Source organism: Tenacibaculum aiptasiae (assembly GCF_965221665.1).
Lineage (GTDB): Bacteria > Bacteroidota > Bacteroidia > Flavobacteriales > Flavobacteriaceae > Polaribacter > Polaribacter aiptasiae.
Genome location: NZ_CBDCSN010000002.1, coordinates 2,091,644 through 2,108,891 on the forward strand (window position 1 = coordinate 2,091,644; position 17,248 = coordinate 2,108,891).

Annotated in this window: 19 protein-coding genes and 1 tRNA gene; 6 read left to right on the top strand and 14 right to left on the bottom strand. The window is 29.3% G+C overall.

The window, feature by feature from the left end; all coding sequences use genetic code 11:
- Positions 1 to 4: 4 nt before the first annotated feature.
- Both ACOQN8_RS09915 and ACOQN8_RS09920 read left to right on the top strand, forming a co-directional pair.
- On the top strand, positions 5 to 913 hold the full coding sequence (locus ACOQN8_RS09915; protein ID WP_150900790.1) for a PorP/SprF family type IX secretion system membrane protein: 909 nt from the start codon (positions 5 to 7) through the stop codon (positions 911 to 913).
- Positions 914 to 1,125: 212 nt separating this feature from the next.
- Complete coding sequence (locus ACOQN8_RS09920) at positions 1,126 to 1,662, top strand: aspartyl protease family protein (RefSeq protein ID WP_420552557.1); 537 nt, start codon at positions 1,126 to 1,128, stop codon at positions 1,660 to 1,662.
- 91 nt (positions 1,663 to 1,753) lie between these two features.
- Here ACOQN8_RS09920 and ACOQN8_RS09925 read toward each other — a convergent pair whose 3' ends face one another.
- From ACOQN8_RS09925 to ACOQN8_RS09935, 3 genes are all read right to left on the bottom strand, one after another.
- The gene (locus ACOQN8_RS09925) at positions 1,754 to 2,632 is read right to left on the bottom strand and encodes a metalloprotease (protein ID WP_272150121.1); all 879 of its coding nucleotides are present in this window, start codon (positions 2,630 to 2,632) and stop codon (positions 1,754 to 1,756) included.
- Positions 2,633 to 3,006: 374 nt separating this feature from the next.
- Positions 3,007 to 3,081 (bottom strand) — tRNA-Pro (locus ACOQN8_RS09930).
- A gap of 159 nt (positions 3,082 to 3,240) precedes the next feature.
- Positions 3,241 to 3,471: a hypothetical protein gene (locus tag ACOQN8_RS09935; protein WP_150900796.1), complete on the bottom strand. Its 231-nt coding sequence runs from the start codon at positions 3,469 to 3,471 to the stop codon at positions 3,241 to 3,243.
- A 411-nt stretch (positions 3,472 to 3,882) separates the two neighbouring features.
- Between ACOQN8_RS09935 and ACOQN8_RS09940 the strand changes: the two genes are divergently transcribed.
- Entirely contained in the window at positions 3,883 to 4,491 is a 609-nt protein-coding gene (locus ACOQN8_RS09940; protein ID WP_150900797.1) for a DUF1684 domain-containing protein, read from the top strand.
- A gap of 24 nt (positions 4,492 to 4,515) precedes the next feature.
- Here ACOQN8_RS09940 and ACOQN8_RS09945 read toward each other — a convergent pair whose 3' ends face one another.
- The 5 genes from ACOQN8_RS09945 to ACOQN8_RS09965 form a co-directional block, all read right to left on the bottom strand.
- Entirely contained in the window at positions 4,516 to 5,220 is a 705-nt protein-coding gene (locus ACOQN8_RS09945) for a crotonase/enoyl-CoA hydratase family protein (protein WP_420552558.1), read from the bottom strand.
- Between the two features lie 4 nt (positions 5,221 to 5,224).
- Entirely contained in the window at positions 5,225 to 5,596 is a 372-nt protein-coding gene (gene crcB / locus ACOQN8_RS09950; RefSeq protein WP_235276046.1) for a fluoride efflux transporter CrcB, read from the bottom strand.
- Between the two features lie 64 nt (positions 5,597 to 5,660).
- Complete coding sequence (locus ACOQN8_RS09955; protein ID WP_420552559.1) at positions 5,661 to 6,686, bottom strand: SRPBCC family protein; 1,026 nt, start codon at positions 6,684 to 6,686, stop codon at positions 5,661 to 5,663.
- Positions 6,687 to 6,732: 46 nt separating this feature from the next.
- Positions 6,733 to 7,707, bottom strand: coding sequence for a DoxX family protein (locus tag ACOQN8_RS09960; RefSeq protein WP_420552560.1), 975 nt, complete (start codon positions 7,705 to 7,707; stop codon positions 6,733 to 6,735).
- Positions 7,708 to 7,724: 17 nt separating this feature from the next.
- Positions 7,725 to 8,270, bottom strand: a complete 546-nt coding sequence (locus ACOQN8_RS09965) for a DUF1599 domain-containing protein (protein ID WP_420552561.1) — start codon at positions 8,268 to 8,270, stop codon at positions 7,725 to 7,727.
- Positions 8,271 to 8,350: 80 nt separating this feature from the next.
- Here ACOQN8_RS09965 and folP point away from each other — a divergent pair, with 80 nt between their 5' ends.
- Both folP and cdaA read left to right on the top strand, forming a co-directional pair.
- On the top strand, positions 8,351 to 9,172 hold the full coding sequence (gene folP / locus ACOQN8_RS09970) for a dihydropteroate synthase (RefSeq protein WP_420552817.1): 822 nt from the start codon (positions 8,351 to 8,353) through the stop codon (positions 9,170 to 9,172).
- A 34-nt stretch (positions 9,173 to 9,206) separates the two neighbouring features.
- On the top strand, positions 9,207 to 9,989 hold the full coding sequence (gene cdaA, locus ACOQN8_RS09975) for a diadenylate cyclase CdaA (protein ID WP_235276043.1): 783 nt from the start codon (positions 9,207 to 9,209) through the stop codon (positions 9,987 to 9,989).
- A 47-nt stretch (positions 9,990 to 10,036) separates the two neighbouring features.
- Here cdaA and ACOQN8_RS09980 read toward each other — a convergent pair whose 3' ends face one another.
- The 3 genes from ACOQN8_RS09980 to truA all read right to left on the bottom strand — a co-directional run bounded on the left by ACOQN8_RS09980 (position 10,037) and on the right by truA (position 13,063).
- Positions 10,037 to 10,492: a hypothetical protein gene (locus ACOQN8_RS09980; protein ID WP_420552562.1), complete on the bottom strand. Its 456-nt coding sequence runs from the start codon at positions 10,490 to 10,492 to the stop codon at positions 10,037 to 10,039.
- A 70-nt stretch (positions 10,493 to 10,562) separates the two neighbouring features.
- Positions 10,563 to 12,278: an ABC transporter ATP-binding protein gene (locus tag ACOQN8_RS09985; RefSeq protein ID WP_420552563.1), complete on the bottom strand. Its 1,716-nt coding sequence runs from the start codon at positions 12,276 to 12,278 to the stop codon at positions 10,563 to 10,565.
- Positions 12,279 to 12,328: 50 nt separating this feature from the next.
- Positions 12,329 to 13,063 carry a tRNA pseudouridine(38-40) synthase TruA gene (truA, locus tag ACOQN8_RS09990; RefSeq protein WP_150900806.1) on the bottom strand — a complete coding sequence of 245 codons (735 nt, stop codon included), beginning with the start codon at positions 13,061 to 13,063 and terminating at the stop codon, positions 12,329 to 12,331.
- Between the two features lie 154 nt (positions 13,064 to 13,217).
- Here truA and ACOQN8_RS09995 point away from each other — a divergent pair, with 154 nt between their 5' ends.
- Positions 13,218 to 13,715: a metallophosphoesterase family protein gene (locus tag ACOQN8_RS09995; RefSeq protein WP_420552564.1), complete on the top strand. Its 498-nt coding sequence runs from the start codon at positions 13,218 to 13,220 to the stop codon at positions 13,713 to 13,715.
- Here the strand turns inward: ACOQN8_RS09995 and ACOQN8_RS10000 are convergent.
- From ACOQN8_RS10000 to ACOQN8_RS10010, 3 genes are all read right to left on the bottom strand, one after another.
- The gene (locus ACOQN8_RS10000; RefSeq protein ID WP_420552565.1) at positions 13,698 to 15,521 is read right to left on the bottom strand and encodes a tetratricopeptide repeat-containing sensor histidine kinase; all 1,824 of its coding nucleotides are present in this window, start codon (positions 15,519 to 15,521) and stop codon (positions 13,698 to 13,700) included. The genes ACOQN8_RS09995 and ACOQN8_RS10000 overlap by 18 nt on opposite strands.
- Positions 15,522 to 15,542: 21 nt before the next feature.
- Positions 15,543 to 16,220, bottom strand: coding sequence for a hypothetical protein (locus tag ACOQN8_RS10005; protein ID WP_420552566.1), 678 nt, complete (start codon positions 16,218 to 16,220; stop codon positions 15,543 to 15,545).
- Between the two features lie 288 nt (positions 16,221 to 16,508).
- Positions 16,509 to 17,159: a response regulator gene (locus ACOQN8_RS10010; protein ID WP_150900810.1), complete on the bottom strand. Its 651-nt coding sequence runs from the start codon at positions 17,157 to 17,159 to the stop codon at positions 16,509 to 16,511.
- Between the last annotated feature and the right edge of the window lie 89 nt (positions 17,160 to 17,248).

Here is a 17,248-nt window from a genome sequence, read left to right on the forward strand (position 1 = left end):
AGAAATGAAAAAAGTTATATTAATAATAATAGTAATATTTAGTACCTTTTCTGTTAAAGGTCAACAGGATCCACATTATACACAATATATGTATAATATGAATATTGTAAACCCAGCTTATGCGGGATCTAAAGATGGTTTGGTTTTAAGTGTTTTAGGTAGATCTCAATGGGTAGGTATCAAAGATGCTCCAAGAACATTTACGTTTAATGCACAAGCACCTTTAGGTAAAAATGTAGGAATGGGACTTTCTGTAATTGCAGATAAAATAGGGCCTTTGTCTGAGCAGAATGTATACGCAGATTTTTCTTATACAATAAAAGTAAATGAAGCGGCAAAACTAGCTTTTGGTTTAAAAGCAGGAGTTACGTTTTTATCAGCACCATTATCATTTTTAAATACTGTTAATTCAGGAGATATTGCCTTTCAGAATAATTTAAATGAAACAAATCCTAATTTTGGAGTAGGGCTTTATTATTATACAGATAGATATTATCTAGGATTGTCGGCTCCTAATTTGTTAAAAACAATTCACTTTGAAAGAGGAAATGGTATTGTTTCTAAAGCATTAGAAGAAACTCATTATTTTTTTACGGGAGGATATGTTTTTCAGATGAGTGATGATATAAAGTTTAAACCATCATTTTTAGCAAAAGCTGCAACAGGAGCTCCGATTTCGGTGGAATATTCAGCAAATGTATTATTTTACGATAATATTGAGTTTGGATTGTCTTACAGGTATGATGATTCGTTTTCAGCTATTTTCAGTTTAAATGTTACAGAGAAGTTGAGAATGGGATATGCATATGATCATACATTTACCAATTTAGGAGATTTTAATTCTGGAAGTCATGAGGTGTTAATGACCTTTAGTTTCGGAAAAGAAAAATCTAAATTTTTAAGATTCTTTTAAAAGTATTTCAGAAAATAAATTAATCTATAAAAGAGTGAGTAATTTTAAATTACTTGCTCTTTTTTTTAACTATTTAAAAAGTAACTTGTTTAATAAAGTTTATTAAATATGATGAGTAGAAAAATAGTTAACCTTAATTAACAGTAGTTAACTTTTAACTTAATTAAATTTAAACTAACCATAAACTTGCATCGAAATTATAGCATAACATTATGAGAAAAATAATAATAGTTAACTTACTATTTACTGTAGTACTTTTATGTTCTTGTAAAACTAGTACTAAAAATGTAGAATCGATAGAAAGCCAAAATTTTAGTTTAGAATCTTATTTAATTAAGGATGGATATGTAAAGTTAGAGTTAAAAAAAATGTCTTCAGGACATTTACATATTTATGGAAAATTAAATGGAATTAAAGGAAATTTTATTTTAGATACTGGAGCTGGTGCTACAGTAATAGATAAAAAGAATCAAGAGAAATTTAATATGCAGGCAATTGAATCTGATGATGAAGGTACAGGTGCTGGAGGAACTGGACTGCAAATGCTAGCTTCTGAAAAAAATAATTTAAAAATAGGGGAATTGGAGTTGAAAGAACTAGGTTTAACGTTAATGAGTTTAGATCATGTAAATAACGCGTTTGTAAGTATGGGGTTAGAAGAAATTGATGGAGTAATTGGAGCTGATATTTTAACAGATAAAAAAGCAATTATTGATTACGCTAATCTTATACTTTACTTAAAAAAATAGTAAGCTATTTTATAAACTTTTATATAAACAAAAAAGAGAGGTTTTAACACCTCTCTTTTTAAAATGGTCAACTTTTTATTTAATATTATTTTTAGTTATTGCCTAGGTTTGCGTATTCTTTTTCAGAGATTTTCCCTGTGTGAATGTCAACTAACTCTTCAATTTTAGTTAACATAAATTTATGCAATTCAGCATCTATTCTTTTAGGCTTTTGAATATTACTAGACTTTAATTTACCAGGAATAACATAAGTGTTATAGTAGTAAAAAAAGTTATAATCAAGATTAGCATTAGATAAAGTACCATTGTTTCCTAATAACCATCCTAGTCTCACAGCAGAACGTCTTTGTGAAGCAGAACCATGAGATGATCCACTAGCTCCAGCAATAGATTGAGAAAAGTTATATGCAGGAATAACATCAGACCAAGTAGAAGTATAACTTCTTCTTAAGAAATATCCAGCAAAACCATCAGCTTCTAATTCCGTGTTAGAAGGACCAGTTACTGAAGGGTATCCTTGTCTAAATTGTATTTGATGTGCTACTTCATGTGCTACAATATAAGCTACTGCTGATCTACCGTAGTTTAAAGCTCCTCTTAACATTTCTTCACCCCAGATAATATAGTTAGCTGGTGGTCCATAAGATAAAGCATTGAAAGTACCACTTCCAGCTGCAAAATAAAGAGGTACATTAGCTATACCAAAAAGACTTGAAGCGTTGTTGTTTTGTTGTTTTAAGAAATTTGTTTCACTTGCATTAACAAGTGTGTTTGACCAGTAAGAGTTAGGTCCAAATTGAGAAACAGTGGCACAGTTATGTGCTGTATTATGAACATGTAATTCACTTGGTAAAACACCTGTTTCTGGAGAATTAGCATTTAGTGCTATGTCTTTAGCTATTTCTTGGTTGTCACAACTTTGTAACGAAACTAAAATAGCCAACGTTGTTAATTTAATAAAATTTTTCATTTATTTTGAAGGGTTTGATAAGTTGACCAAGTTGAAAACGAATACAATTCTATATTATTGTATATTCAAAAAAAATAATTAAAAAATATATTTAATTTAATGATTTAACTAAATAATTGAATTATTTATACTTTAAAGCCACTTTGTTGCATTAAAATATAAAAGTCAATATTTCAGTGTGTTAGAGCACTATAACCTTTAGATTTGTTCTTTTAATAGCTATACTTAGGCTATTATTTATAGCTAAAATTAAAATTTATATTTTTTTAATTTAATATGTTTATAGATAGTAATTGAGAATAAATACAAAGAAATACTCTACTGTATTTTTAGGATTAGATAAATATTTTAATCTAAATTATGGAAGTGTGAAGTCGGGATGAAAGGATTCGAACCTTCGATCTCACGGCCCCCAGCCGTGCACTTTAACCGGACTAAGCTACATCCCGAGTTGAAAGCAAATATATTATTAAAAAATAAAAAGTTCTAGGGCAGACCTAGAACTTTTATCAAGAATAAATATTATAAAGAATAATAGTTGATTAAAAATATTATTCTATCTGTTTTAATAAACGATATAAATTGTCGTTTATTGTTTCTATTCAATATTACGCAGTTAAGGGTTTACCTTTTAAACGCTTTTCAATTCGCTGTTTTACAACAGTTAATCTTTTCATGGCGTCCATTAAGGCAGTATCCTTGGTTTGTTTATATACCTCGTTTATTTCTAATATCAAAGCTTTAGCCTCTCTTGAAGCTAATATTCGATCACTAGTAGTGATAAATTTGAACTTTCTGTTTTCAAATTCATCTGCTTTACTTATTAATTCTGAGTTCATAAAATATCTACTAATTTTAATTAAATTATCTTTTTTTAGAATAAGTCTGGTAATTGATTCCGAATAAAAAAGATTTATTTTCTCTATAAATAAATTGGGCGACAAATATATACTAATCTTTCATTTAACCTATAATAAATTCATCAAATTATTTTATTTTTTTATAAATTTTCTTTATAACGTAATTTAGACCAAAATTTCCTAGTTTTTGTTAATCATAGATGTAATCTATTGAGTTAAATATAATAATTTTTATTTGTTATGTCAAGTCTATTTACAGAAAATTAACATAAATACTGGGCTTTTTTGATGATTATTCATTTGTTTATGGTAGATTATTGAGAATAAAGTATTTTTGAAGTCTTAAGATTTTATGCTAAAAATCTTTAATATTTAAACATAACAAGTTCAATGAAAAAAGTAATATTAATAATTTTAGTGGTTGTATTTCAGTCATGTAGTAGTCAGAAAAAGAGAAAAATTACTGGGAAATCTCCTTTTCAGATAGAAATGAATACTGAATTTAAGGATGCTTCTAAATCACCATTAACTAAAAAAGGATTGAGAAACTTTAAGGGATTGGATTTTTTTCCAATTTCAGAAGCGTATATCGTAAGGGCTAAATTAACTAAGACACCTGATGCTCCAACATTTAATTTTCCTACAACTACTGATAGAGTTGCGGTGTATAAAAAGTATGGTATAGTTTCTTTTAAAATTAATGGAAAAGATTTTAAATTGGCTATATACCGAGATGAACACCCAGAACCAAAATATAAGGATAACTTGTTTTTACCATTTTTAGATAATACCAATGGAAAAACTTCTTATGAAGGTGGGCGTTTTATTGATGTTTTAGTCACGGACGAAAATGAGGATGGTACAATAACTATTGATTTTAATAAGGCATATAATCCTTATTGTGCGTATAGTGATCGATATTCTTGTCCAATTACACCTAGAGATAATTATTTAGATACTGAGATAAAGGCTGGAGTAATGGCCTATAAAAAACCATAAAAAAAGCCTGCTTAGCAGGTTTTTTTATTTAATAGGAGGATTTAATCCTTCTATACTATCTTGTTCTATTGCTTGTTGTAATGAATTTAAATAGTTTTTTCTAACCTTTAATTTTGTTTCAGCATGTGCTTTTTTGTTTAAGTTAGAAAACATTTCAGCAATCTTTATAGCTGTCGGCATCAAATGATCTTCAGGTACAATTCTATCCAGGAAACCAGCTGTAACAGCATTTGCAGGAGTGTATATTTCAGAATTACTAATGCTTCTTTCAAAATAGATAGGAGCTAAGCGCGCTTTGGCTATTTCAATACCTGCATGGTGCATTGTCATTCCAATCATAACTTCGTTTAATCCAATTTTAAAATCACCTTCGGTACCTATTCTATAATCAGCAGAAAGAAGTAAAAAAGCTCCTTTTGCAATTGCGTGTCCACTACAAGCGATGATAACTGGAAAAGGGAAGGATAACATTCTAAGTGATAACTTAGAGCCTTTAGTTACTAACTCTAAAGCAGATTCAGGAGAAGCTGTCATGCTTTTTAAGTCATATCCAGCAGAAAAAATATCAGGTTGTCCCGTTAAAATAACAACTTTCTTTTCTTGTTCTGCTTGATTAAATGCAATGTTTAAAGCATCTATAACTTCGTGTGAAATAGCATTCGCTTTTCCGTTTGTAATAGTAATAATTACATAAGCATCTTTCGATGTATACTGAACAGGGGTACTCATATGTTTATATAAATTTAATTAAATAGATTCCAGCAAAAACAGCTGAAAAACCAAGGATGAAACTTGCAATTGTATAAAAAGCAAAAGAGGTAAAATCTCCCGACTTTAAGAAAATATGATTTTCATAAGCAAAGGTTGAAAAAGTAGTAAAACCCCCACAAAAACCAGTAGCTAATAATAGGGTGTGATTTTGAGTTAAAGCTTCATTTTTTGCAGCTAAACCTAAGATGATACCGATAAATAAGCTACCTAAAACGTTTGCTGCAAATGTGCCATAAGGAATACCTGTTGCAGGGCTGTTTAAAAGTTTGCCTATAAGGTATCTCAAAACACTCCCAGTTCCGCCACCAATAAAAACTAATAATAGTTGTTTCATATATGTGCGAAAATAATAAAACCTCACAAATTTTGTGAGGTTTTACGAATATATAGTTTTTGTATTATTCAATCGGATAATAAATGTCAGTTTGAATTTCTGTAGGTTTTACAGTACTTGGGTCGTTAACGTATAGTTCCCAAATTGGCCATTTTTGAGTAAGATTATTCTCTTTTAAATAATTGCCTATTTTGGTATGCGCATCATAATCACCTTCTCCATAATTACCAAATTTAGATATTACTAGGCTATTACCTGCAGGTAATTTAACAACTTCCATTCCTGTAGCTGGTGCTAAGTCTTTGTTTAAAAGTAATCCAATATAAAATTCGGTTTCTCCAGATTTTTCATCGTATTTACTAAATACAGCCCCAGGAGTGTAATCACCTAATTTTAATCCGCTTTTAGCGGCATGCATTCCTGCTTTAGGTAAATCTTGCATGAATAAACGAGTCATTTCTTCATGGTTAATTTTAATCTTATGAGGATATCCGATAAAGATTTTTTCAGGCACCACTTTTGTAGAAATTTCACCAATGGTAAACTTGGGAGTTGCAGGAATTGTTTCTAAAAGAACCTTTTCTAAATTATCTAATCCTTTTTCTTCCATAGGTCCTAGCATGTTGTCCCAACCTCCTGTTAATGCAGCAAACATTTTGAAAACAAAAGGAGATTTTTCAGCTTTCATACCCCATGTTACTTTTGTACCCTCCGCTACTTCTTCAAAATTCCAATAAATATCTCCAGGCTCATTATCCATAAAAGATATTTTTTGATCAATAGATTTATTTTCAACTAAAGCAACAGTTTCCATTTTTCCTGGTCCGTCTTTACTTGTCCAACTATCAGAAGCACCAACACCTACTGTTTTTTCACCATAAGTTACTACAATAGTACTGTCTTCATCATGCCAAGGTCCCCATTTTTCCCATGTTTTTAAATCGTTTACGGTATTAAATGCATGTGCAATCGGAGCTTTTATTACTTTGCTTCTACTTACGTCATAACTTCCAGAATAAGTGCTAACGTAAATTAAACCAATAGCAATTACTGCCACTATAAGTAGCAGTATGTATTTTAAGATTTTCATAATTATTATAGTTTGATTTATTGTAAAGTTACTGATTTTTAAATTGTTATTTTAAAACAATGTCGTCAGCATCAGTCCAATTCCACTTTCCTACAATAACTCCATTTTCTACAGTAATAACTCCTGGGTTGGCTCTAATTGCAGTTTTTAAAGCAGTTTCATCGCAAAAACCAAAAGTATATGGTAAACCAAATTCTTTTTGTGTAGCTGCTAAGTCTTCAATATAAGAAGCTGTTAAAACATAAATTTCATATCCTTTAGCTTTTGCATCAGCTGCTACTTTTGAAATAGCTGGTAATCCTTCTTTTTCAGTTTTCTCGAAGTTGTAAAGCATAATTAACATTGCCTTATCTTTACCAAGCATTTCTTCTAATTTATCACCTTCATCAGTTTCAATCATGAAATCATGAATAGGAGGAACTTCATCGCTTCCATCTTTATATGCCATTCCTTCAGCAATATTAGTTCCTATTGAGTAAGCTCTAAAATCTATAATTGGTAAGTGTTGTAAAACGTGATATACAATTACTAGTGAAAAGAAAACTGAAGCGTATGTAGTTAAAGCACCAACTTTTTTAGAAATTAAAGGAGTAATGTATCTTAATCCTACAATTAAAATCACGATAAAAATCATGAATACGACATTTTTATAAAATGTTTCTTTAGGTGTAAGTTTTAAAGCATCTCCAAAACAACCACAGTCAGTTACTTTGTTATAAGTATATGAATACCAAGTTAAGAATAAGAATACTAAGTTAAGGCTAAACAAACTCCAAACCGTAAATTTAGGTTTAAAACCTACTAAAAGCATTATTCCTAAAACTAATTCAGTTACAATTAAAAGAATAGAAAAAGGTAAAGTATAAGGAATTAAAAACTCCATGTTTAATACTCCTTCACTAAAATATTCCTGAAATTTATATTGAGAACCTATAGGGTCTACTAGTTTTACAAATCCTGAATAAATAAATAAAAGTCCTACAAGTACTCTTGAAATATGTGTTGAAATCTTTAAAATCATTTTTTAAGGGGTTTAGGTTAACTGTCTAATTCTGAATGGTGAATCAAAGCAAAAATAGCATAATTAATCATATCTTGATAATTTGCATCTATTCCCTCTGAAACTATAGTCTTTCCTTGGTTATCTTCAATTTGTTTTACACGAAGAAGTTTTTGAAGAATTAAATCTGTTAAGGAAGAAATTCTCATATCTCTCCATGCTTCACCATAGTCATGGTTTTTATTTTCCATTAACTCTTTGGTAATGTTTACATGTTTGTCATATAAATCAGTAGCTTCTTCAGTATTCATATCAGGTTGTTCAACAACTCCTTTTTCTAGCTGAATTAAAGCCATTATTGAATAATTAATAATTCCAATAAATTCTGATTTTTCATCTTCATCTACTTTACGTTCAGTGTTTTCTTGTAGTTGTCGGATACGTTGAGCTTTGATAAAAATTTGATCGGTTAATGATGGCAGTCTTAATATTCTCCATGCACTACCGTAGTCACTCATTTTTTTAATAAACAAACTTCTACATTCTTCAACTACTGAATCGTATTGTTGGGATGTGTTTTGCATCTTTTTTATTTAAAAGTAATCGACCAAAAATAGTAAATATTACAAGCTTTTCGTTTATTTTTACTTGGAAATTTATTATGATGACAATTAATTGTAAAGGAAGTTTAATAGACCTTTCTTCTCCTAAAGTAATGGGGATTTTAAATATTACTCCCGATTCTTTTTTTGATGGTGGTAAATATAAAAATGAGAAAGAGATACTTGTACAGACAGAAAAAATGTTAAATGATGGAGCTACATTTATTGATGTGGGAGCTTATTCGTCAAGGCCAGGAGCTAAACATATTTCTGAAGAAGAAGAGTTACAGAGAATTGTGCCAGTTATTGAACTATTAGTAAAAAAGTTTCCAGAAATTATAATTTCTGTAGATTCATTTAGGAGTAGGGTAGTAGAGGAAACTATTAATGCTGGAGCAGCAATTATTAATGATATCTCTGGAGGAGTAATGGATGTTAAAATGTTTGAAACGGTAGCAAAATTGCAAGTACCTTATATTATGATGCATATGCAAGGAACTCCTAAAAATATGCAACAGAACCCTGCTTATACCGATATAGTTAAAGAAATAACTTCATTTTTTGCAGCTCAAATTTTTAAGCTTCGCGAACTAAAAGTAAATGATGTTATAATTGATGTTGGTTTTGGTTTTGGAAAAACACTAGGACATAACTACGAATTGTTACAAAAATTAAGCTTGTTTAAACATTTGAATGTTCCTGTTCTAACAGGAGTTTCTAGAAAATCGATGTTGTATAAATTATTAGATATAACTCCACAAGAAGCTTTGAATGCGACAACAGTAGCTAATACGATTGCTTTGCTAAATGGCACTAATATTTTAAGGGTTCATGATGTAAAAGAAGCGGTAGAAGCTGTTAAAATAGTGGAGCAATTATCATAAAATGATTACATTTACTAAAACTTCTATAAAATAAATGAGTTTAGATTTTATTGATTTTTCGTTTCTGGATGTGCTTGATATTATTTTAGTCGCTGTACTTTTATATTATATATACAAGTTATTAAAAGGAACGGTAGCCATTAATATAGTTATTGGAATCGCTTTAATTTTTTTGATTTGGAAAATTACCCAAGCACTTCATATGGAAATGCTTAGTGGAATATTGGGTTATTTACTTTCTGGAGGAGTTATTGCACTGATTATAGTATTTCAACAAGAAATTAGAAAGTTCTTGTTAATGATAGGTACCACTAATTTTTCTACGAAACGTGGGTTTTTAAATCAATTAAAATTTTTACAATCGGAAATCAATTCAGAAATTGATATTGAAACAATTTTAAAAGCGTGTTTTAATTTATCGAAAACTAAAACTGGAGCTTTAATAGTAATTGAAAAAACGAATAATTTAGATTTTCTAATTAATACTGGAGATAAAATGAATGCTCTAGTAAATGAGGCAATACTAGAAAGTATTTTTTATAAAAATAGCCCTTTACATGATGGTGCTACAGTTATTAGAGATAACTACATTATTGCTACTCGTGTTATTTTACCGGTTTCAGATAGTACCAAAATTCCTTCTAGGTTTGGATTAAGACATAGAGCAGCGATAGGTGTTACTGAAAAAACTGATGCAATTTGTTTATTAGTATCAGAAGAAACAGGTGAAATATCGTATATAAATAATGGAGAGTTTGTATTGTATAAAACTCCAGAAGAATTATTTAAGAAATTACAAAAAGATTTAACTGCATAAAAAAAGCTCGCTTTAGCGAGCTTTTTAGTTTTTATAAAAATCTAAAATTATTTAGCAGGTGCCATTTTAGATTGGATAGCTGTCATTACGCTATTAAATTTCTTAACTGTTTCAGCGTCTAAAGAACTTGCAATTTCTTTTCCTTTAGTTGCTAATTCTACACCTTTTTTAGCTAATTCAGTGTTTTTAAGTACATCACCTTTTGCAGCAATATAATCTTTAGCGTAAGCAGCATAGTCTTTTAAATATGCGTCTACTTTTTCGTTGTCAAAACTAGGGATAGTTACTCCTTCTAAAGCAGACTCAACAGCTTCAGTAGCTTTTTCTACAGCAGCTTCTGCTTCTTTAACAACTTTAGTAGCAGCCTCAGTAGTAGCTTCAGCAGCTTTTTCAGTTGCTTCAACAGCAGCATCTGTAGCAGCTTTAGTTTCTTCTTTTGCGTTTTTACATGAAGTTGCTAATAAAGCTCCAACAACAAATACAGATAAAATTACTTTTTTCATGATTAATTGATTTTTAGTTTAAATTGATTGAGTAACAAATTTATTGTTTTGAGTCTCTTAAACAAATTATTTATGAAATAATTTCTGTGCTAAATTGTTTGTCGTAAAGATTTTTATAGTAACCATTATCTTTTTTAAGCAGTTCTGTATGGCTTCCTTGCTCTACAATTTCACCCTTATCCATTACAATAATTGTATCCGATTTTTTAATCGTTGCAAGTCTGTGAGCAATTACAATAGATGTTCTATTTTTAGTTATTTTATCTGTAGCATATTGAATCATTTGTTCAGAATGAGTATCTACAGAAGAAGTTGCTTCATCTAAAATTAAAATACTAGGTTTACTAACATAAGCACGTAAAAAAGCAATTAATTGTCGCTGACCAGAAGAAAGCATTGCACCTCTTTCTTTAACATTGTATTGATAATTGTTAGGTAAGCTCATTATAAATTCATGAATACCTATTTGTTTGGCTGCTTCTTTAACTTCTTCAAGAGAAATATGTTCATTTTTTAAAGTAATATTATTGTAGATGGTATCTGAAAACAGAAAAACATCTTGTAAAACAACTGCTACTTTTTTACGTAAAGAATTAATCTCGTAATCTTCAACTGGAATAGTATCAATACAAATAGTACCGCTATCAATTTCGTAAAAACGGTTGATAAGGTTTATAATTGTCGATTTTCCTGCTCCTGTAGCTCCAACAATGGCAACAGTATCTCCTTTTTTAACATTAAAGCTAATACCTTTTAATATTTCTTCTCCTTTAATGTAGCTAAAACGAACATCTTTAAAATTAATATTTCCTTCTAAAGAGTCTGCTGTAATATTTCCATCTTTATTAATTGAGCTTTCTGTGTCAATTACTTTAAAAACACGTTCACCTGCTACAATTCCCATTTGTAGTTGGTTAAATTTATCGGCAATTTGACGAAGTGGTCTAAATAACATTTGAGCCATTTTGATAAACCCAATAATAGCTCCCACTGATATGGCGCTATTGTCTATTACTTGTAACCCGCCATACCATACAATTAACCCAATAGCAATTGATGATAAAATTTCAGCAATAGGGAAGAAGATAGAGTAGTACCAAACTGTTTTTATATGTGCTTTTTTGTGTTTGTTGTTAATCTCAACGAAGTTTTGATATTCAATTTTCTCACGATTAAAAAGCTGAACAATTTTCATTCCTGTAACTCTTTCTTGTACAAATCCATTTAGGTTTGCTACTTGATTTCTTACATCTTGGAATGTTGATTTTATAGCTATTTGGAAAAGTTTGGTAGCGTAAATTAAAACAGGTAATGTTACCAATGCTATTATAGTTAGTTTCCAGTTGGTAAATGCCATAACGATAATTACCACTATCATTTTAAGAATATCACTAACAATCATAAAAACTCCTTGAGTAAAGAAGTTTGCAATGGTTTCAATATCAGAAACTACTCTTGTAACTAGTTTACCCACAGATGAATTATCAAAATACCCCATTTTAAAATCGAGGATTTTTCTAAATGTTTTTGTTCTAATATCTTTTATAATATGCTGTCCTACCCAATTTGCATAATAAATAAAACTAAACTGAAATAATACTTGAATAAGCAATACCGCAAACATTGCTATTGTATAATATAGTAGGGTTGTTTGATTTTTATTTGCAACAAAATCATCAATAGCAGTCATTAATATAACTGGACTTAATACAGCAAAACCAGCAAGTAATATTGTAGAAGTTGCTGCTATAATAAATCGGGTGCGGTATTTTTTTGCAAAACTCATTAGTCTTACAAAAATTTTAATGTCAAATGCTTTTCCTGTTGATGTACTCACTATATATAATCGTATGCTACTTTTGTTAAAAATAATCCTTTTGCTGGAACAGATGTTCCTGCATTGCTTCTATTTTTACTTTCTATGATTTTTCTAAAATCGTCAATTGTAATTTTTCCTTGCCCTACATCCATTAAAGTTCCAACAATTGCTCTTACCATATTACGTAAAAACCTGTTAGCACTAATATGAAATGTTAATTCATTTCCGTTTAAAACCCATTCTGCATTGGTTACATTGCAATTAAAAGTGTAAACTTCTGTTTTTACTTTTGAAAAACACTCAAAATCTTCATATTCATATAAAATAGCAGCTGCTTGATTCATTAAATCAAGATTCAATTTTTGATTGTATAATTGCCATGAACTATCTAATAAAAAAGGATTTCTACCAAGCCAAATTTTATATTCATAACTTCTGCTACTAGCATCAAAACGTGCATGGGCTTCGTTGTGAACTAATTTAGTATTAAATATAACAATATCATCTGGTAAAATAGAATTTAACCTGAAGGCAAAATTGTCGTCTAGTTTTTTATCAGTGTCAAAATGTGCATACATTTGAGAAGCATGTACGCCAGCATCTGTTCTACCAGCGCCAACAATACTTATTTCTTCTCTAAGTACTGTGCTAATAGCTTTGTTTATTTTTTCTTGAACTGTTATTGCGTCTGGTTGTACCTGCCAACCATGATAGCTTTTTCCGTTATAAGCTAACTCGATAAAATACCTCAAATAAAATGAAATTTTAAAAAGCTAAATTATGAAATTATAAACTTAGTTTTATGGCTTAAAAAAATAAAATGCTCTGATGTTATTTTATATAGCAATCAAGTGTTTTTTTTAAGTTTGTATGTGCTAATATTAGATATTTGTTAGTTTTGTTGTAATGAAAAAAATCTTATTACTTTCCGATACCCACAGTTTTATTGATGATCAAATTTTAAAGTTTGTAAAACAAGCAGATGAAGTTTGGCATGCTGGTGATATTGGTGATTTAAAAGTTACTGATACTCTAAAAAAATACAAACCTTTAAGAGCGGTGTATGGTAATATTGATGATAAAGATGCAAGAGCTGAGTTTCCTTTGGATAATAAATTTGTTATTGAAGGTGTTTCTGTGTGGATTACTCATATTGGTGGATATCCTAATAAGTATAACTTAAGAGTTAGAGAAGAGTTAAAAAGAGAACGTCCAAAGCTTTTTATTTGTGGGCATTCTCATATTTTAAAAGTTCAATTTGATGAAAAACTTAAGTTATTGCATTTAAACTCAGGAGCTGCTGGGAATCATGGTTTTCATAAAGTAAGAACTATGTTGCGTTTTGAAATAGATAAAGGAGCTATTACGAATATGGAAGTAATTGAATTAGCTCACAGAGGATAAACTACCATATTCTTTTTGTTGTTGTATTGGAACTAGTATAAAAACATCTGTTCCTTTATCAGGTTCTGAATCAATGGCAAGTTTACCGTTCATCATTTTAATACGAGCTTCTATTTGATTTAGTCCAATACCATCATTAATAGAAGAAGATGAGGTAGCAAAACCTACCCCATCATCTTTGACAAGAATAGTTAGTTGATTATTCTCTGCTTTTAATATGATTTCTGCGTTACTCGCATTACTATGTTTTATAATGTTATTTATTAGTTCTTGAATAACATTAAATATTTTAATCTCAAATTCCTGATTATATCTGCTAATGTTATTTGCTTTAACTTCAAATTTTAATTCACTATTTGAATATTTTTTGACAACATCTTTTAAAGCGTATTCCAAACCAAATTTTAATAGAATAGAAGAAATTAAGTTATGCGATAAATCTCTAACTTTTTGAGAGGCTTCTAAAATAATTTGTCTAGTTTTTTCAATTTCTTGTGGAGTATCTCCGTTGAATTGTTTTTTAGTAGCACTTAAATGCATGTTAGCAGAAGATAATAGAGCACTCACATTATCGTGTAAAGTTTCGGCTATTTGCTTTCGTTCAGTTTCTTTACCATCTATAGTAGCATTTAATATTTTTATTTGTGCGTCTGACTTTAACTTTTCTATACTTTGCTGCTGTAATAAATCAGACTCAGAAAGTTTTAATTGTAAATTACTTTGACGCAATTTATAATTATAAATCACAACGCCAGAAATAACTATAACTAATAAACTTAAAGCTCCAAAAAGTAAAGTAGTTTTAGCTTGTTGTGTTTCTTCTAGTTTACGTTGTTCTTTTACCAAATTAATTTTCTGATGCTCTAAAAACTCATTATGTTTTGCGGTAATCTCAGCTATAATTCTTCTAGTTTCTTTTTCTCTTTGATCATCTTCTATTTCATAAGAAAGTTCTTGGAAATCATAAGCTTTATAATCTTTTAAATTCCTCATAGCCCAAGCTAAATTATAATATAAGTTAGCTTTGAACCTAACAGCATTTTGAGAATTATTGTTTTTGATTAAATTAATCCCTTCTAAATATATGTTTTTTGCTTTTTTAAATTTTTTTTGAGATAAATAGATGTTACCTAGGTTATTAAGAGAGTTAGCTTGACTTGTTTTGTTATTTCTAGTTTTATGTATATTAACGGCTTTTATAGCATAGTCCTTTGCTTTATCAAATAAGGAATCTTGTTCATAAATTCCAGATAAATTTGTATAAGTAGCTGCTTTGTATTTTAATATATTATCATTAATTGAATTTAAGTTTTCAATCTTTTTATAATAAATAACGGCACTATCTTTTATAGATAACCTTTGATAAGTACTACCAATTCTTAAATATATTTTACTAATCTCATTATAATCATTATGCTTAGAATCTAATTTATCTAATTCAATTAGTTTTAAAGAGTTCTTATAATAAATTAGAGATTTGTCGTAATTATTTGTTTTATCATATATATCAGCTATTAAAAGAGAAAACAAATATTCATTATTTGTGTCTTTTTTAGTTTTAGCAATATTGTATTGTTTAAGAGCACCTTTTAGTGCTTCAAAATATTTTTCCTTTTTATACTGTTTATATAAAATTGAATAAATATTACTTGTTAAAGAGTCGTTTTTATTTTGTTGGATAAAAAAATTATGATTATTAATATTGATATCCTTATCAAATTTATTTAAATGAAGTGCATTTACATTATTTAAAATAGATAAATAAAATATAATGCATATGGATATAATATTAAGTTTATTATTCATTTTTAATTTCTATCTTACATTTTATAAAAATTTTCCACCTTCACCATTGTCTATACCAACTCTAGGTTTTCTTTCAGCAGTTAATGACTCATTCTTTCCTAAGTATTTGTAATTTACAAAATCTAATTTTAAAATATCTTCAGGCGAAATATTAATAGTTCTTGAGAAATCAGTTTGCTCGGCTTTGCCACTAGCTAAATGAACTTCATATGTTTCTATCTCTTCGTTATAAACAAAATTTGTAGTTACATTGTCATTAACCTTAAAGTTTAATTGAAAAGTTCCATCTACATTTTTTGTTATGCTATATGAGTTTAAAAATTCAGTAACTCCACCTTTAGCAAAGGTAATGTTTTCATCTTCAATTGAGATTTTTGTTCTCTTACCTCTGTTAGATTCTAGAAAACCAATTTTTAACTGGTCATTTTGTATAGCGAAGTCATTACTGTGTTTACTGGCTGTATTATGATTAGCTTCTGATAAGATAATTTCATTTGATGAGTCTACATTCTTAACTGTAGTGACATCTGTATTGTTAGTAGTATTAAAATCAATAGAATATGCACCATTGGCATCTCTTTTTAGGGTATACGATTTTAATAATTTCTCTTGTGTGTTGATAAGACCTTCATTTTCATTAGAAGAACAAGATCCAAGAATGATACTTAATGCTAGGATAAATGGAGTGATTTTGTTCATGATGTAATGTTTTAAATTGTTATGTTATTTAAGGGGGTGAAAAGAAAAAGCGGTGTACTAAATATAGATAGTGTCGGGGGACGCTCTATTTTAGGGGGTATAAAGAAAACAAAATGAAGGGTTTTTCTAATTTGTGTTATTGCAAACACGTACACCGCTATGTTTTAATATTTTATATAAAGTAGATAGTTATTAGCGACGCACACCATAAAGTGTATTGTATAGATTGCGGGGGACATTTTCTTTTATTTGGGGGATTAAAGAAAAATAATTGAAGGGTTTCTATACCTATACTATGTTGTTTTTTACAGCGTACATCGCCAAACCTACTACATTTTTAACTTTTAATTTTTTGTATAGATTTCTACGATACGTTTCTACCGTTTTAATACTTACTTTTAAATGTTCAGCTATTTCACTTGAACTTTTTTCTAAAGCTATTTGCTTTAAAACCTCAACCTCTCTCTCCGTCAAATCATTATGAGGTGCTTCTTGCTCTTCAGCTTTAGATTCAGACATATATAATTCTAGTAATTTACTTTTAATATCATCACTAAAATATTGAACACCATTATAAACAGTCTTAATTGCATCTATAATATGATCGCTAGCACAGCTTTTGTCTACAAATCCGTTAGCGCCTAGTAGTACCATTTCTTGTACTAATTTCGGATCGCTTAGACTTGAAAGTATTATTGTTTTAATTTTTGTATTACGTTGTTTAAACGTTTTTAAAACTTCAATACCATCCATTTCTGGCATATTAATATCTAGAACCAAAACATCTGCATGGTTATTAGCCGACCAATTGACTACTTGTCTTCCCGTTAAGGAATAGCCTTCAATTTCAATATTGTCTTCGGTATTTAATAAAGCGATGACTCCATCAATTAAGATTTTATGGTCATCAGCTATGTGAACTTTTATCTTGTAATCCATCGTTGTTACATTTACAAATCTATAGTATATAAGCGGTGTGTACAATACTCAATACCCCTAAACGTATCTCAGGGTTTTCCCTATCTGAT

Bases quoted from the DNA above. Each gene is read 5' to 3' on its own strand.
- ACOQN8_RS09915 (WP_150900790.1), top strand. From the start codon at position 5: ATGAAAAAAGTTATATTAATAATAATAGTAATATTTAGTACCTTTTCT.
- ACOQN8_RS09920 (WP_420552557.1), top strand. From the start codon at position 1,126: ATGAGAAAAATAATAATAGTTAACTTACTATTTACTGTAGTACTTTTA.
- ACOQN8_RS09925 (WP_272150121.1), bottom strand. From the start codon at position 2,632: ATGAAAAATTTTATTAAATTAACAACGTTGGCTATTTTAGTTTCGTTA.
- ACOQN8_RS09935 (WP_150900796.1), bottom strand. From the start codon at position 3,471: ATGAACTCAGAATTAATAAGTAAAGCAGATGAATTTGAAAACAGAAAG.
- ACOQN8_RS09940 (WP_150900797.1), top strand. From the start codon at position 3,883: ATGAAAAAAGTAATATTAATAATTTTAGTGGTTGTATTTCAGTCATGT.
- ACOQN8_RS09945 (WP_420552558.1), bottom strand. From the start codon at position 5,220: ATGAGTACCCCTGTTCAGTATACATCGAAAGATGCTTATGTAATTATT.
- crcB (WP_235276046.1), bottom strand. From the start codon at position 5,596: ATGAAACAACTATTATTAGTTTTTATTGGTGGCGGAACTGGGAGTGTT.
- ACOQN8_RS09955 (WP_420552559.1), bottom strand. From the start codon at position 6,686: ATGAAAATCTTAAAATACATACTGCTACTTATAGTGGCAGTAATTGCT.
- ACOQN8_RS09960 (WP_420552560.1), bottom strand. From the start codon at position 7,707: ATGATTTTAAAGATTTCAACACATATTTCAAGAGTACTTGTAGGACTT.
- ACOQN8_RS09965 (WP_420552561.1), bottom strand. From the start codon at position 8,270: ATGCAAAACACATCCCAACAATACGATTCAGTAGTTGAAGAATGTAGA.
- folP (WP_420552817.1), top strand. From the start codon at position 8,351: ATGACAATTAATTGTAAAGGAAGTTTAATAGACCTTTCTTCTCCTAAA.
- cdaA (WP_235276043.1), top strand. From the start codon at position 9,207: ATGAGTTTAGATTTTATTGATTTTTCGTTTCTGGATGTGCTTGATATT.
- ACOQN8_RS09980 (WP_420552562.1), bottom strand. From the start codon at position 10,492: ATGAAAAAAGTAATTTTATCTGTATTTGTTGTTGGAGCTTTATTAGCA.
- ACOQN8_RS09985 (WP_420552563.1), bottom strand. From the start codon at position 12,278: ATGAGTTTTGCAAAAAAATACCGCACCCGATTTATTATAGCAGCAACT.
- ACOQN8_RS09995 (WP_420552564.1), top strand. From the start codon at position 13,218: ATGAAAAAAATCTTATTACTTTCCGATACCCACAGTTTTATTGATGAT.
- ACOQN8_RS10000 (WP_420552565.1), bottom strand. From the start codon at position 15,521: ATGAATAATAAACTTAATATTATATCCATATGCATTATATTTTATTTA.
- ACOQN8_RS10005 (WP_420552566.1), bottom strand. From the start codon at position 16,220: ATGAACAAAATCACTCCATTTATCCTAGCATTAAGTATCATTCTTGGA.
- ACOQN8_RS10010 (WP_150900810.1), bottom strand. From the start codon at position 17,159: ATGGATTACAAGATAAAAGTTCACATAGCTGATGACCATAAAATCTTA.